Genomic DNA, 15,572 nt, shown 5'->3' on the forward strand with positions numbered 1-15,572 from the left:
ACCGCCGGAGGACGGGACACCCTAAGGTAATCAGGGCAAGAAACCAGACAAACGATGCTGGGCGCGCACGGCTGACTCCATGCTAGGGAAAGGTACGAAAAGTTACCGTGCGCTGGCGTACACACCGCCTGCCGAGCCGGCAGGCGGCCGGGGAATCATCAGACGGCGAGCGCGAAACCGCCGGCCAGCGAGCAGGCGCGCGGATGGCCCAGCGCGCGCAGGGTGCGCGCGGCACGGGCGCTGCGGGCGCCGCTGCGGCACACGAACAGCAAGGGACGGGCCTCGGCGCCCAGCCAGGCGGCGGCATGTTCCTTCACGCTCGCCAGCGGCACGTTGAGCGCCGTGCGGCCATGCAGTTCCACCTGGCCGGCGACGCAGTGCTCGCGCGCATCGCGCACGTCGACCACGATGGCGTCGGGATGGGCCGCCAGCCAGCCGCGGGCCGCGACGGCGTCGAGCTCCATGCCGGCGTCCAGCGCGGCGTCAGGCGGCGCCGCATCGGGCGCCGCCGCCGGCGCCGGCGGCATTGCCAGCGCCGCCCCGCAGCGCGCGATGCGTTCGCAGGCCAGCGCCAGCACGGCGTCGTCCAGCAGCGGCCCGATCGACAGGCGCACCGCCGACGCGCTGCGCCAGGCCGGCAAGCCCATCGCGTCGAGCACATGGCTCGGCGCCGCCTTCGACGCGGCGCAGGCCGAGCCGGCGCTGACGCGCATGCCGGCGGCATCGAACAGGTCGAGCAACTCGGCGCTGGCGACGCCCGGGATCGAGAAATTGAGCGTGGTCGGCAAGGTGTGCGCCAGCGGCGCGTTGAACACGATGCCGGGAAAGGCGCGGGTCAAGGCCTCGGCCAGGCGCGCGCGGCAGGCTTGCAGCGCCTCGGCGGCATGGAAGGTGTCGCCGCGCTCCAGCGCTTCCAGCACCGCGCCCAGCGCCGCGATGCCGGCCATGTTCTCGGTGCCCGAGCGCCCATTGTCTTCCTGGCCGCCGCCGCAGATCAGCGGCGTGAACGGCGCGCCTTCGCGCACGTACAGCATGCCGATGCCCTTCGGCGCATGCAGCTTGTGGCCCGAGAACGGCGCGTAGTCGATGCGGCTGGCGCCCAGGTTCAAGGGCAGCTTGCCGAGCGCCTGCACGCAGTCGACCATCCACAGCGCCGGGCTGGCCGTTTCGATCAGCGCCGCCGCGATGCCGTCCAGGTCGGACACCACGCCGGTCTCGTTGTTGGCGGCCATGGTGCAGACAAAGGCGAGGCGCGGCGCCAGCGCGCGCAGCACGTCCAGGCGATGGCGGCCGTCGGCGTCGACCGGCAGCACGCGCAGTTCGAGGCCCGTGCCCAGCAGCCGGTTCCAGTGCGCCAGGCTTTCGGACACCGCCTTGTGCTCGGTGGCGCCAATCAGCACCACGTCCCCGCATGCTTCGCCGCGCGCGCGCCGTTCGCGCACCGCGCACAGCGCCGACAGCGCCGCGGTCTGGATGCCTTCGGTGGCGCCGCTGTTGAACATCAGCCGTCCGTTCGGGGCGCCCAGCACCCGCCGTGCGCAGGCGCGCGCGCCCTCGCGCAGCGCCCGGGCGCGCAGGCCGCTCGCATGGCTGCTGCTCGGATTACCGAAGCACTCCTGCAGCGCGGCCATGGCGGCAGCGGCGGCGGCAGGCAGCACCGGCGAAGTCGCGTTGGCGTCGAGGTAGATTTCGGTGATCATGGATTAGCTGCCAAAGACATAAAAAAAGGTGTCGCACAACACGTTATTGTCCAGTAATATGGTACGGAATTACGCCAATCGAAACGTCCCAAATTTCTCGATTTGTGGGCTGTTAATAGAATAATTATTCTTATAAACACGCTTTACGGAATATGAACTCACTCGACAAGTTTGATTGTGCGATTCTCGCCGCCTTGCAGGCGGATGCAACCCTTTCCATCTCGGGTCTGAGCGAAAAGGTCGGCCTTTCCAGCACGCCCTGCTGGAAACGCGTCAAGCGCCTCGAAGAAGAAGGCTATATCGAAAGCCGCGTCAGCATCGTCAACCGCGAAAAGGTCGGCCTGCCGGTCACCGTGTTCGTCAGCATCAAGACCACCGAGCACGACGAGAAATGGCTGGCGCGCTTCGCCGCCGCCGTGGTCGCCCTGCCCGAAGTGCTGGAATTTCATCGCATGAGCGGCGACGTCGACTACCTGCTCAAGGTCGTCACCACCGACATCGCCGGCTACGACCGCTTCTATAAAAAGCTGATCAAGGCCGCGCGCCTGACCGGCGTGTCGTCCGCGTTTTCGATGGAACAGATCAAGTCGACCACCGCCCTGCCGCTCGAGCTGATCTCGCACGGCGTGCCGGCCTGAGGTCGCTCCGAATCCATACGCCGGGTCTTTACGCTGTCGCTTAACGCTTTCGCCGGCCGTGCGAATCGTGCGATGATGGCGGCCGTTGACATCAACGGAGACCAAGGGAATGCGATCGAAAATAAAGATGGCGCCGCTGGCGCTGGCGGCGTTGTTCGCCGCTCAGGCAACCGCCGCGGAGCAAATCGTGAAGATCGGCGTGAGCGGCCCGCTGTCGGGTTCCAACGCCTTCGCCGGCAAGGACAATGAGAACGGCGTGCGCCTCGCCATCGAGGAGCTCAACGCGCAGAAGATCCAGGTGGGCGGCAATGTGCTGCGCTTCGTGCTGCAGTCCGAAGACGATGCGGGCGACCCGAAACAGGGCGTGACGGTGGCCCAGAAATTCGCCGATTCCGGCGTCAAGTACGTGCTCGGCCCGTACAACTCGGGCGTGGCGATTCCCGCCTCGCGCGTCTACAACGACAACGGCATCCTGATGTCGACCGTCGGCACCAATCCCAAGATCACGGCCGCCGGCTATCCGACGGTGTTCCGCATCGTGGCCAGCGACACCCAGGTGGGCGCCTCGGTCGCCGGCTATGCGGCCAAGGAGCTCAAGGTCAAGAACGTCGGCGTGATCGACGACCGCACCGCGTTCGGCCAGGGCATCGCGATGGAGTTCAAGCGCCAAGCGCAAAAGGCCGGCATCAAGGTCGCGGGCCACGAATTCACCAACGACAAGGCGAGCGACTTCGCCGCCATCCTGACCTCGCTGCGCGCCAAGAAGGTGGACGCGATCTTCTTCGGCGGCTACGCCCCGCAAGGCGCCCCGATGGCGCGCCAGATGAAGCAGCTGGGCCTGAACGTGCCGCTGCTGGGCGGCGACACCCTGTGCAGCCCCGAGATGGCCCGGCTGGGCGGCGAGGCGGTCGGCGAGAACGTGCGCTGCGCGCAGGCCGGCGCCATCGTCGCCAAGCAGCCGGGCGGCCCGGCCTTCCTGGCCAGCTACAAGAAGCGCTTCGGCCGCGATCCGGACGTCTACGCGCCGTCGTTCTACGACCAGACCAAGTTCATCGCCCAGGCGATCCAGCAGGCGAAGTCGGTCGACGCCAAGCAGGTCGGCGCCGCGATGCACGCGATCAGCTACCAGGGCGTGGTCGGCGCTTACGGCTACGACGCCAAGGGCAACCTCAAGAAGACGGCGGTGACGGTGTACACCTTCAAGAACGGCGCGTTGACGCCGCTGGCCAGCTACTGACCCAACAAGGAAAAAAATGAGAGAGAACTTCAGGCTCGGCGCGCTGGCGATTGGCGCCCTGCTCGCCTGCGCATCCGTCCAGGCCGCGCCGGCGCCCGACACCGCGCCCGCCAAGCAGAAGGTCGCCACGACCGAAGCCGGCAAGGCGATCAACAAGCTGGTCGACGAATACTACGAGGCCTATGCCCGCTTCGAGCCGGTGTGGGCGACCGAGAGCGGCGACGGCCGCTTCTTCGACCAGCTCGGCCTGTCGATCGCGCCGAAGAACCGCGACGCGCAGTTTGCGCTGTACCGCGGCTACCTGAAGCGCCTGGCCACCATCCCGCGCGAGCGCCTGAATGCGCACGAGCAGGCCAGCTACGACATCGTCAAGTTCGAGCTCGAGACCGCGCTGCGCCTGGGCGCCTTCCCCGAGCACCTGCTGCCGATGGACCAGATGTTCAATATGCCGGCCTTCATCGCGAACTACGCCGGCGGCGAAGGCGCGCAGCCGTTCGCCACGCCGAAGGACTATCGCAATTACCTGAACCGCCTCGACCAGATGGTCGCCTACATCGACCAGTCGATCGCGAACATGCGCGAAGGCGTCGAGCGCGGCATCGTGCATCCGCGCCAGCCGATCCAGTCGCTGCTGCCGCAGCTCAAGCAGCTGCAGGCCAAGAGCGCGGAAGCCAGCATCTTCTATACCCCGATCAAGAAGCTGCCACAAGGTTTCTCGGCCGCCGACAAGCGCAGCCTGCTTGACGCCTATCGCACGACGGTCGGCAAGCTCAATCCGGCGCTGGACCGCCTGGCCAGCTATGTCGAGAAGGAATACCTGCCGAAGACCCGCACCAGCGCCGGCTGGAACGCGCTGCCGAACGGCGCCGAGTGGTACAAGGCGCGCGTGGCGGCGATGACCACCACCGCCATGACGCCCGAGCAGATCCATGCGATCGGCCTGAAGGAAGTAGCGCGCATCCAGGGCGAATACGGCAAGATCGGCCCCAAGATGGGCTACGACGGTCCGGCCGCCGGCCTGCCGAAGTGGGTGTCCGAGCAGCCGAAGTACAAGCCGTTCACCACGGACCAGCAGGTGATCGAGGTGTTCCAGAAGCTGGACACGCAAGTGCGCGCCAAGCTGCCGGCCCTGTTCACCCTGATGCCGAAGGCGCCGCTGGAAGTGCGGCTGGAGCCTGAACTGACGCGCGAAACCGCATCGGACCATTATTCGGCGCCGGCGGCGGACGGCTCGCGTCCGGGCGTGTTCTGGTCGGTGGTGAACGACCCGACCAAGTATGGCCGCACCGGCATGGTCACGCTGTACCTGCATGAAGGCCAGCCGGGCCACCACTTCCACATCGCGCTGCTGCAGGAACTGGGCCTGCCGAACTTCCGCAAGTTCGGCGGCAACACCGCCTTCACCGAAGGCTGGGCGCTGTATGCCGAGACCCTGGGCAAGGAGATGGGCCTGTTCGAGAAACCGGAAGACTATTTCGGCCACCTGAACGACGAGATGCTGCGCGCCGCGCGCCTGGTGGTCGACACCGGCATGCACAGCAAGGGCTGGAGCCGCGACCAGGCGATCAAGTACTTCCGCGACACGCTGGGTTACTCGGAGCTGGAAGCGCGCGCCCAGATCGAGCGCTATATGGTGATGCCGGGCCAGGCGCTGGCGTACAAGATCGGTTCGCTGAAGATCATGGAACTGCGCCAGCGTGCGCAGGCGGCGCTGGGCGACAAGTTCAGCCTGCCGAAATTCCACGAGGTCGTGCTGGACGAAGGCACCTTGCCGCTGGCGGTGCTGGAGGCGAAGGTCGATCGCTGGATCGCGGCGTCGAAGTAAGCGCTGTCACGCTACCAGCTCACAAAACCAACGTCGTCCCCGCGCAGGCGGGGACCCAAGTCCTCAGAGCCGCCGGTCACGTTCAAACGCATCGATAACGCTGGCAAGCTTGGGTTCCCGCCTTCGCGGGAACGACGGTTTTCAAGCTATCGGTAGATAGCCAGCACCTGATCAGCGCGCGATCATGAACACCGGATAGCGGTTCCACTCCGGTTCGCGATAACGCGCGCAGTTGGCGTAGATGAAGTCGAGCACCGCTTCCTGGCTGCTCAACAAGCCGGGATTGGCAGCCTTCCACTCGGCGAACTTCGCCGCCAGCTCGGGCTCCTCCGCCAGCAGTTTCTCCGCCTCGTCCTCGAACACATAATCCGAGTAATGCTCCTTCTTCTCCAGCACGCTGTTGAAGAAGCCCCAGCGGAAGAAGCTGTCGTGGGCCAGCGGCTCGAGCGTCTCGACCGCGTAGCGCGCCCGGTCCTGGTCCAGCGGCACGATGTAGTCGCCGGCGCGCAGCAAGACCTGCCCGACGCGCCGCTCCAGCGCCACCTCGTCATGGAACAAATGGCCTTCGTAGGCCGACGGACGCGAGGTCACGGATTGGATCTGGTAGTACGTCACTTCCTGCAGGCGATCCGCCTCGATGCGCTCCATGCGCACGCCATTCCATTCCAGGCGCTCGATCGCCTCGCGCCACTGCTGCGGCACCACATAGGCTTGCGGCGCCGGCACCGCGACGTCGACCGGGAAGCTGTTGTAGTAGGCGATGTCGCGTTCCCACGGACTGCTGCGGTCGTAGTACAGGCGCGTGTAGTCGCCGATCGCGCTCTTCTTGTATTTGGCCTCGTAGCCCTTGAAGCGGAAGCTCGACGGATTGGCTTCGTCCATCTTCCAGCGCACCGGCCACGCGTCTTGCTTGCGGCCTTCCTCGCGCGCCGCGCGGCGCAGCGCCTGGATGCGGTCGGCGTTCTTGACGGTGAACTCGAGCGCCACTTCGACCAGCGCCACCATCGACTCGTAGCGGTCCTTGAACGGCTTGAGCATGTGCGTCTCGGGCATGAAGCCAATCGTGTGATGCAGCGCCGCGTAGCCGGTCGAGAAGCGCGCCGTCTCGAGGAACTCGGCGATGCCGTGGTCCGGGCTGTCCTTGACCGGGTTCACGTAGGGGCAGGTCGGCCAGCCGCGCGCATCCATGCCGGCATACATCGCCGGCAGCATCTCCGCGCGCAGGAATTCGCCCAGGCCGCCGCCCAGCTTGTCGGCCTGGGTGTGGATCAGCGTCATCGTGTAGCTGTAGTCGGCGCCGTTGGAGGTGTGGGTGTCGACCATCACGTCCGGATCCCAGCGCGTGAACAGTTGATTGAACGTGCGCGCCGTCAGGGTGTCGCACTTGACGAAGTCGCGGTTCAGGTCGAGGTGGCGGCTGTTGCCACGGAAGCCGAACTGCTCCGGCCCGTCCTGGTTCACGCGCGAGGTGTCGGTGCGGTTGAAGCTGCCGTCCACGTTGTACAGCGGGACGAACAGGAACACGGTCTTGCCCAGCGCACTCAGACGCCCAGGCTCGACGCAGAAATCGCGCACGAGCGCCATGCAGCCGTCGACGCCTTCCGGCTCGCCCGGGTGGATGCCGTTGTTGTTGAAGAAGACCGGACGGCCGGCGCGCTTGATCGCATCGACGTCGAACACGCCGTCGCTGCTGACCACGCCCGCATGGATCGGCACGCCCGCATCCGACACGCCCACTTTCTCGAAGCGCAGCACCGAAGGGAAACGGCGCGCGAGGTCTTCGTACCAGGCGATGCACTCGCCCCAGGTGGTGGTCTGGTTCAGGTTGCCCTTCTCGTAGGGCGTCAGCAATTCAGTGGACATGGATCTTATCGTTGTGAGGTGGATGCTTCGGAAATCGTCGCCGGCACGCTTGGTGCCTGGGCCGGCAGGTTGAGCGGCAGCGCGATCGCGACGTCGGTGCCTTCGCCCGGGCTGGATCGCACCTCGATCGTGCCGTGCAGCGCATAGGCGCGCTCGCGCATGCCGATGATGCCGATGCCTTCCGAGGCGCTGGCGGTGTCGAAGCCGGCGCCGTCGTCAACCACGCGGATGCGCAGCATGCCCTTGCCTTCGTCCAGCAGCAGGCTGACGTGGGCCGAGCGCGCGGCGGCGTGCTTCATCACGTTGGACAGGGCTTCCTGCACGATGCGGTAGGCGGAAATCGCCAGCTCGTTCGACAGGCGCGCGAAGTCGCCCTCGCTGTGCAGGTCGAAGCGGCAGCCGGACGTGGTGTCGTAGTGGCGCACCATCTCTTCCACCGCGCCGTGCAGGCCCAGCATGTCGAGTACCTCGGGACGCAGGCGGCGCACCAGGCGCCGGCCGTTGGCGTACAGGTCGAGCGCCAGCTTGGTGATGGCCTCGGACTTGCGGCGGATCTCGTCGACTTCGGGCCCTGGCGGCGCCTTGGCCGCCAGCAGGCCGATCGACTGCGCTTCCAGCCGCGCCGCGATCAGGGAAGCATTGAGCTCGTCGTGGATCTCGACCGCGATGCTCTTGCGCTCGTCCTCGATGATCTCGTTGACCTTCTGGATCAGCTTGCGCTTGTCGGCGTCGGCGCGCAGCGCCTCGTTGCGCGAGGCCAGCAGGTCGCGCGTGCGCTCGGCCACCTTGTTCTCGAGGTCGCGCTTGGATTCTTCCAGCGCCAGCGACATCTCGCCGATCGAGGCCTGCAGCTCGCCGATCTCACCGCCGGTGGTGACCGGCGGATGCACACGGAAGTTGCCGCCCCGGATCTGGCGCAAGGTGCCGATCGCCTCGCGCAGCGGCACGATCAGCGAGCGCGCCAGCACCCAGGCCAGGATGCCGCTCGCGGCCAGCGCCAGCGCCGCCATCGACAGCTCGATCTGGAAGCGGTCGGTCTGCTTGGCCATCATGTTCGCCGGCGACATCGTCACCCGCACCCAGCCGACGACTTCGGTGGTGAGCGTGGGCGGGCGCGAATCGCTCGATGCCGACACGTGCGGCGTGCCGTTGTCCGAGAACAGGTTGATCCACACCACCTGCTTGCGGATCGGCGCCTCGTAGAAATGGGCCTGGGCGTCGCTGGCCGAATCGGACACCACGCGCACCGCGGCGCGTCCGCTGCCGTCGATCACGTCGACCTTGTAGATGCTGCGGTCGGACTGCACCAGGCCGTTGATGGTCAGGCGCAGGTCGGACAGGTTGCCCGAGATGACGTTGTATTCGGACGTCTCGGCCAGCGCGCGCGCCAGGATGCGCCCGCGCTCGGCCAGCTCCTCGGCCACCTGGGCGCGGTGCGCATACCAGGAATACCAGACGAAGGAGGTGAACAGCAGGATCACCGGCAGCATGGTGATGACGGCCATGCGCCGTCCGACACCCCAGCCGCGCCAGAAACGCAGGTTCATTGCAGGGCCGGCGCGCGCCGCGCGAAGTTGCGGGCGGCGTCGGTCACGCGCAGGTCGAGCGAACTGGCCACCCCTTCGTTGATGATGGTGCGGAAGTAGCGCGGGAACTGCGGCGGATCGAGTTCGCCGGTGCGCACGAAGTCGGCGGCCAGCTCGGCCACCTGGGCGTTGATCTCCTCGATCTCGGAATACGTGGTGGCCAGCGCGCCGACCTTGACCATGTCGGCCGAAAAGCCGATCACGCCCTGCTTGCGGCGGTAGGTCGAGAGCAGGATGTTGCGCACGTTCTCGGCGTTGTAGATGTCGCTGTCGGGCAGCGCCAGCAGGGTCTCGGCGCGCGTCATGCTGTTGAGCGTGTGATTCAGGTCGTCGCCCGGCGCGTACATCTGGATCTCGGTCGCGTCGTGCAGCGCCGGCTTCAGGAAGGCGGTGTCGGGGCCGAGCAGCACGCCGACCCGCACCGGGCGGCCGTACAGCAGTTCGGCCAGGCGCATCTGGTCGTTCGGCGCCGGCTCGGCATAGATCGCGGTCATGGCCATGCGGCGCGGCTTGGGCAGGCGCGCGGTGAGCGTGCGCCACACCTGGCTCGAGGTATAGGCCGAGATCACCACGCAATCGCAGCGGCGCGACAGCGCGTCGCGCAGCGCGGTCGGGCCGATCGCCACGTACAACATGCGGCGCTTCTGCGCCAGCTCGGTGCGGAAGGCCGCGAAGGTGGGCACCAGGCGCTTGTACAGGTCGTCGGCGATGCGGTGGGTGACGGCGCTGTCGTCGCCGGTCAGGATCTGGAAGCGGTAGCCCTGCGCTTCTTCGCGTTCGCGCTCCGCCTGCTGGGCGGCGTGGACGCTGCCGGCCGACAGCGCCAGCATGAAGGCAAGGGCCAGCAGCGGCGCCAGCGCGGGGGCGCGCCTGCGCTGGTGGGGCATGCGGCGCGGGAGGATGGCCATCGCGTCAGGGCTCGATCAGGCCGTGCTTGACCGCCAGCAGGGTGATGCTGGCCTGGCGGTGCACGCCCAGCTTTTCCTTGATCGACTGGCTGATGTTGCTGATGGTCTTGGTCGACAGGTCGAGGCGCTCCGCGATCTCGGCATTGGTCATGCCCTCGGCCATCAGCTTGAAGATTTCCAGTCCGCGCTCGTCGAGCTGCGACTGCGGCGTGACTTCGCCGCGCACCGCCATGCTGGCCAGGCGCGACGCGATATGCGGCAGGAAGTACAGCTTGCCCTCGTGGGCATGGCGCACCGCGGTGGCCAGGTCGGCCGGGTCGCAATCCTTGGTGACGAAGGCGTGGGCGCCGAGGCGGTAGGTTTCCTTGATCAGGCTGTCCTGGTCAAACTGGCTCAGGAAGACGATCTTGGCCGCCGGGTCGGACTTGAGGATGGCCTGGGCCGCGTCCATGCCGGTCAGCTCGGTGCCGAAGCGCATGTCGAGCACGGCGACGTCGGGGTGCTCGGCGGCGTACAGCGCGGTCGCCTCGCTCGGGGTCTTGGCCTGCCCCACCACCTGCATGCCCGCCGCTTCCAGCGACATGGCGAAACCGGTCATGACGATCGGGTGATCATCCGCGAGCATGACGCGGATGGGTTTGTTCTGTTCTGCCAATTTGATTCTCCTGGCGCGTGGCCGGTGTGCGTTGCCAGTGTCTGGCGTTGCGTTGGCCGGGCGAAAAGCCACGGCACAGTTGGGAATTATTTCATACAACGGGCGGGGAAGCGAATGGAAAGGCGGGGAGATTTTGTACGCTCTGGTCCGCATTTTTGGGGCCCTTCCTTTCGCTGGACGCGTGGATGGCGAAGTCGCCCACCTTACGAATGGGCTTGCTTGGTACGTTGACGCACACACAACCAGAAACAAATTTACTAGATTATGGATTTGCAAATTGCTAGGACATAGCATATATTGATTCCAACGAGCTGTAGATATGCATTCTTCCAAGGTAGTAAACCTGGCGATCCCGAGGGGTCCCAGAACGAATAAAGGAGGTTGCCATGCATTTTTCTGACATCAATCAAGGCGCCGGCGGCAAGGCCGGCAAATTCGCCCTGGTGGCCGGCCTGCACGTGCTGGTGGCGATGGGCGTCATCAGCACGATGAATGCCAAGTCGATCTCGCTGCCCGCCATGCTCGAAGACAAGCTGGTGTGGATCCAGCCCGAGGTTCCTCCGCCTGCCCCGCCGCCGGAGCCACCGAAACCCGTCGCCAAGGCCGCACCGCCCGACATCGTGGTGCCGGACGTGGAAGTCGAGGTGCCTGCGCCGCCGCTCGAGCAGGTGATGGAGGCAAGCACGGAACCAGCGCCGGAACCGGCCCAGCAAACCCAGTCCGAGGCTCCGCCGCAGCCCGCCGCCGCGCCGTCGTCGAACAGCGGCCAGATGCGCAGCGCCGTGCTGGCCGACGCCAACGGCTGCGCCAAACCAGACTATCCGGTGCGCGCTGCGCGCAATGGCGAGACCGGGACCGTGACCCTGGCGCTGCTGGTCGGGGCCGATGGCCGGGTGCAGGACTCGCGCATCCAGTCTTCCAGCGGCTCGCGTGAACTCGATCGCGCCGCCGTGCACGCCCTGAGCCTGTGCAAATTCCAGCCGGCGATGAACGGCGGCACAGCCGAAGCCGGATGGGCGCAGCTCGCCTACGTCTGGACACTCGAGTAAGCCCCTTTTCCTCTTTCAGCCCGCCCCTCTTCATCCGGCGGGCTTTTTTTCGCCCCGCTTTTTCGTTCCTTTGACAGGCGCATCGAGGCCTGCGCGGGCGACATTTGCTCACAACAACAATGGAGAGAGAACACATGGATGCAACGAGCGCAGCAATACCGGCGATACGTCTCACCGGGTTCATGCACGCCCTTGCCGGCTGCCTGGGACTGGCCGTCCTGGTCATCCTGGGCTGGATGGCGTTGACGCGACAGGCACCGCCCGAACCGAAGGCGGAGATCGCGGCCGGCAGCTGGAACGCCCGCGTGCAGGAGCACATGCGGGTGCTCGCGGCCAGGCCGCGTTCGATCGCGACCGAAGGCAATGCCCAGGCGCGCGCATACCTGGCGGCGCAGCTGCGGGCGATGGGCCTGGCGCCGACAGTGCAGCGCGCCACGGTGCGCAAATCGGTCGTCTACTACTTCGGCGCCATCCACAACACGGTCGGCGTCGTCCATAACGTCGTCGCCAGGATTCCCGGCAGCGCGCCGGATGCGGGCCGCCGCCCGGCGCTGCTGCTCACCGCGCACTACGACAGCGGCAACGCTGGGCGCGATGCCGCGCGCGGCGCCGCCACCATGGCGGCCCTGCTCGAAACGGCGCGCTCCCTGCGCGCCGCGCCACCCGCCAACGACGTCGTGCTGCTGTTCGCCGACGGCCACCACGTCGGCGCGCTGGGCGCCAAGGGCTTCGTCGAACAGCATCCGCTGGCCCCAAACATCGGCCTGGCGCTCAAGTTCGATCCTGCCGGCGACGCGGGGCTGCGCATGGTCGAGACCAGCGGCGCGGGCGGCGCCGCGCTGGCCGGCTGGATGCGCGCCGCACCCGAGCTGCGCGGCTCCTCGCTCGAGACGACCCTGGCGCGCATGCTGAACGACGCGCCGCACGTCGGTCCGCTGGCGGCGCTCGATACGCCGGTGCTGCTGTTCGCCGGCGGCGAAGCCGATCCGCGACAACTGGGCGACGCCATGCTGCGCCTGGCGCAGGCCTACGGCGACACGCCGCTCACGCGCGGGACGCAGACAGCCGCCGCCTATTTTTCGCTGCCCGTCGTGGGCCTGGTGCAGCACGCGGCGTGGCTCGCCTGGGCGCCGACGATCCTGTCCTGCCTGATGCTGGGCTTCGCCTGGCGCCGCCTGTTCGGCGCGGACGGCGCGGTCGAGGCGGCGCAAGGCGTGTTCGGCGTGTGCTTCCTGCTGCTCGTGGTGCGCGTCGGCAGCTGGACCTGGCGCGAAGAGGTCGCCGCCGCCGGCCTCGCGGGCGAGCAGCGCCTGCCGCTGATGGTGTTGGTCGTGGCAAGCTGCGTCTTTGTCGCCGGGCTGTATCTGTTCCGGCGCAGCGTCGGCGCCGCAGCGATGGTGCTCGGCGCGCTGGCCTGGCCTGCGCTGACGCTGCTGCTGGTCGTCTTCTTCTTGCCCGGCGCCGCCTACGTGCTGGCCTGGCCGCTGGCGGCGGCGCTCGCCGCCTTCCTGGTATTGCAGTCGCGCTGGGGCCAACGCCAGGCCTTCGCCCCGCGCCTGCTGGTGCTGGTGGCCGGGCTGGCGCCGGCCGCCGCGCTGTTTCCGTCTGCGCTGCGCGATGCCTGGCTGCTGCTCGCGCCGCACCACATGTACCTGCCGCCGATGCTGATGGCGCTGCCGATGCTGTGCTTCGCCTGCCTGCTGCTGGTGCTGCGCATGGCGCCGGCCGTCGCCGCCCTGCTTGCGCTGCTGGCCGCAAGCTGCTTCGCCCTGCCGGGACAGGCGGCGCCGCGCATCGCGCTGCCGTCCACATCCGATGGCCTCGAACGCCTGGTCTACTACAAGGATGCGAACACCTGGCGCGCTTACTGGCTGCTGCCGGAGCAGCCGCTCGACGACTGGCGCCGCCAGCTGTTCCCCGGCCGCCAGCCGACCATCTTCGTCGAAGTCTTCGGCTGGAACAGCCCGCGCCAGTGGTATGCCGAGGCGCCGCGCGAGGATGCGATCGCCTTCCCCGAATGCTTCGCCCTGCTCAACACCGTCGGCAAGGTGCGGCGCGGCACGTTCACTGTGCGCTCAAAAAACCGCGCGCCGCACATCGAGCTGCGCATGTCGGGCGCCAAGGCGCTGCGCTCGCGGCTCGACGGCGTGCCGCTCACGTCAAAGGAGGCGCCGTGGATGCTGTCGCTGTACGGGATGGAAGACCGGGTGCTGCACTTCGAGATCGAGAGCGCGCCGGAAGAGATTTTCGCGATTACCGTGCAGGAGCGCATGCCCGGCGTGCCGCAGCATCTGCTACCGTCGCGCGAGCAAGGCGCCCCGTATTTACGGGAACAATCGGGAATGACGATGTCGACCGATATCCTGCGATTTTATTGAGAACTTGTCATAGAATGTTCCGCGCACGCCACGAACGTGCCCTTCCCGATCAACTCAAGTCGCAGGATTTTATGTACAAGATCGTCTCTTCCCTCGTCCTCACCGCCCTCGCCGGCAGCCTGGCGCTGGCCTATCCGGCCTATGCCCAGAACGTGCAAAACGTCCAGGAAGCGCCGCTGCGCGCGCACCTGGCCCACCTGTCCGCCGACGCCATGGAAGGCCGCGGCACCGGCCAGCGCGGCGGCGAGCTGACCGTCGCCTACCTCGAGGCGCAGGCGAAGGCCGCCGGCCTGAAGCCGGCCAACGGCAGCAGCTTCCGCCAGGCGGTCAAGATCGCCGGCGTGCGTTCGCTGCCGGCCAAGAGCGACATCGCGATCACCGCCGGCGGCAAGGCGCTGCCGCTGCAGTTCGGCGCTGACTGGGTCTGGGGCCCGGGCGACGGCAAGGCCGATCACAAGCTGGACGCGGACCTGGTCTTCGTCGGCTACGGCACCGTGGCGCCGGAAGAAGGCGGCTGGAACGACTTCAAGGGCATGAACCTGAAGGGCAAGGTGCTGGTGATGATGGTGAACGATCCGCTGCCGACCGCGGCGGAACCGAACCGCTTCAACGGCGAAGGCCTGACCTACTACGGCCGCTGGACCTATAAATTCGAGGAAGCGGCGCGCCAGGGCGCGGCCGGCGCCATCCTGATCCACACCGACAAGTCGGCCTCGTACGGCTGGAGCGTGGTGCAGAACAGCTGGGCCAACGCCGAGCGCTTCCAGCTCACCGAAGGCAAAGTGGGCACCGGCCTGCAGGGCTGGATGACCGATGACACCGCACGCAAGGTGTTCGCCGCCGCCGGCCAGGACCTCGATAAACTGCGCGCCGCGGCCGAAGACAAGAACTTCAAGCCGGTGACGCTGAAGGCCCGCCTGAAGGGCACGGCCCGCGCAGAGGTACGCAAGCTCGAAGAGTTCAACGTGGCCGGCATCGTGCCCGGCACCGATCCGAAGCTCAAGGACGAAGTGGTGATCTACACCGCGCACTGGGACCACATGGGCAAGCAGGGCACCCAGGGCGACACCATCTTCAACGGCGCGGTCGACAATGCCTCGGGCACCGGCGCGCTGCTGGCGATGGCGGAGCAAGCCGTCAAGCACCCGGCCAAGCGCAGCCAGATGTTCCTGTGGGTGGCGGCCGAAGAGCAAGGCCTGCTGGGCAGCGCCGCCTACGTCGCCAAGCCGCTGTGGCCGATCGCGAAGACCGCCGCCAACCTGAACCTGGACAGCCTGAACTGGGTGGGCCTGGTGAAGGACGTCAGCGTGCCCGGCAGTGAGCGCACCGAACTGGGCGCGATGGCGGCCGCCACCGCCCAGGCGATGGGTTTGACCGTCGCGCCAGCGAAACCTGACCTGGCCGGCGGCTACTTCCGCAGCGACCACTTCAGCTTCGCCAAGGCCGGCGTGCCGGCGTTCTCGGTGGGCGCGGGCCGCAGCTGGGTGAAGGACGTCGAGGCCAACAACGCCAAGGCCGCGACCTACCGCGACAAGTACCACCAGGCGTCGGACGAATACGATCCGAACTGGGACCTGTCGGGCATGGTGCAGCAGGCGCAGTACACGCTGAACCTGGGCCGCGCAGTGGCCGACGCGCCGAAGATGCCGGCGTGGAAGGAAGGCGATCCGTTCGGTAAGGCGCGCGCTGCCAAGTAAGCAGTCAGGCAAGCGCTCGACATGAACGCGCCGGAG

Annotated in this window: 11 protein-coding genes; 6 read left to right on the forward strand and 5 right to left on the reverse strand. The window is 67.3% G+C overall.

The annotated features are described in order from the left end of the window. Positions 1–158: 158 nt before the first annotated feature. Positions 159–1,700, reverse strand: a complete 1,542-nt coding sequence (locus HMPREF9710_RS02490) for an aminotransferase class V-fold PLP-dependent enzyme (protein WP_005663595.1) — start codon at positions 1,698–1,700, stop codon at positions 159–161. A gap of 152 nt (positions 1,701–1,852) precedes the next feature. Here HMPREF9710_RS02490 and HMPREF9710_RS02495 point away from each other — a divergent pair, with 152 nt between their 5' ends. The 3 genes from HMPREF9710_RS02495 to HMPREF9710_RS02505 all read left to right on the forward strand — a co-directional run bounded on the left by HMPREF9710_RS02495 (position 1,853) and on the right by HMPREF9710_RS02505 (position 5,400). After that, on the forward strand, positions 1,853–2,338 hold the full coding sequence (locus tag HMPREF9710_RS02495) for an Lrp/AsnC family transcriptional regulator (protein WP_005663596.1): 486 nt from the start codon (positions 1,853–1,855) through the stop codon (positions 2,336–2,338). Positions 2,339–2,447: 109 nt separating this feature from the next. Next, positions 2,448–3,575: a branched-chain amino acid ABC transporter substrate-binding protein gene (locus tag HMPREF9710_RS02500; protein ID WP_005663598.1), complete on the forward strand. Its 1,128-nt coding sequence runs from the start codon at positions 2,448–2,450 to the stop codon at positions 3,573–3,575. A 16-nt stretch (positions 3,576–3,591) separates the two neighbouring features. Further along, entirely contained in the window at positions 3,592–5,400 is a 1,809-nt protein-coding gene (locus HMPREF9710_RS02505; RefSeq protein ID WP_005663599.1) for a DUF885 domain-containing protein, read from the forward strand. Positions 5,401–5,571: 171 nt separating this feature from the next. On the opposite strand, the gene HMPREF9710_RS02510 is transcribed toward HMPREF9710_RS02505, so the two are convergent. From HMPREF9710_RS02510 to HMPREF9710_RS02525, 4 genes are read right to left on the reverse strand one after another with little or no spacing between them, the layout of a single operon-like run. Further along, positions 5,572–7,263, reverse strand: coding sequence for a M14 family zinc carboxypeptidase (locus HMPREF9710_RS02510; RefSeq protein ID WP_005663600.1), 1,692 nt, complete (start codon positions 7,261–7,263; stop codon positions 5,572–5,574). A gap of 5 nt (positions 7,264–7,268) precedes the next feature. Beyond that, positions 7,269–8,810, reverse strand: coding sequence for a sensor histidine kinase (locus HMPREF9710_RS02515; RefSeq protein WP_005663601.1), 1,542 nt, complete (start codon positions 8,808–8,810; stop codon positions 7,269–7,271). Then, positions 8,807–9,757 carry a hypothetical protein gene (locus HMPREF9710_RS02520; protein WP_005663602.1) on the reverse strand — a complete coding sequence of 317 codons (951 nt, stop codon included), beginning with the start codon at positions 9,755–9,757 and terminating at the stop codon, positions 8,807–8,809. The genes HMPREF9710_RS02515 and HMPREF9710_RS02520 overlap by 4 nt, the downstream gene beginning before the upstream one ends. 4 nt (positions 9,758–9,761) lie before the next feature. Further along, positions 9,762–10,412 carry a response regulator gene (locus tag HMPREF9710_RS02525; RefSeq protein WP_005663603.1) on the reverse strand — a complete coding sequence of 217 codons (651 nt, stop codon included), beginning with the start codon at positions 10,410–10,412 and terminating at the stop codon, positions 9,762–9,764. Between the two features lie 386 nt (positions 10,413–10,798). Here HMPREF9710_RS02525 and HMPREF9710_RS02530 point away from each other — a divergent pair, with 386 nt between their 5' ends. The 3 genes from HMPREF9710_RS02530 to HMPREF9710_RS02540 all read left to right on the forward strand — a co-directional run bounded on the left by HMPREF9710_RS02530 (position 10,799) and on the right by HMPREF9710_RS02540 (position 15,536). Further along, positions 10,799–11,461 (forward strand): energy transducer TonB, encoded by a 663-nt coding sequence (locus HMPREF9710_RS02530; protein ID WP_005663604.1) that lies wholly within the window; start codon positions 10,799–10,801, stop codon positions 11,459–11,461. 182 nt (positions 11,462–11,643) lie between these two features. Then, complete coding sequence (locus HMPREF9710_RS02535) at positions 11,644–13,839, forward strand: M28 family peptidase (protein WP_040774918.1); 2,196 nt, start codon at positions 11,644–11,646, stop codon at positions 13,837–13,839. A 71-nt stretch (positions 13,840–13,910) separates the two neighbouring features. Next, the gene (locus HMPREF9710_RS02540) at positions 13,911–15,536 is read left to right on the forward strand and encodes a M28 family peptidase (RefSeq protein WP_005663607.1); all 1,626 of its coding nucleotides are present in this window, start codon (positions 13,911–13,913) and stop codon (positions 15,534–15,536) included. The last annotated feature ends 36 nt before the right edge of the window (positions 15,537–15,572 follow it).

This window comes from Massilia timonae CCUG 45783 (assembly GCF_000315425.1).
Lineage (GTDB): Bacteria > Pseudomonadota > Gammaproteobacteria > Burkholderiales > Burkholderiaceae_D > Telluria > Telluria timonae.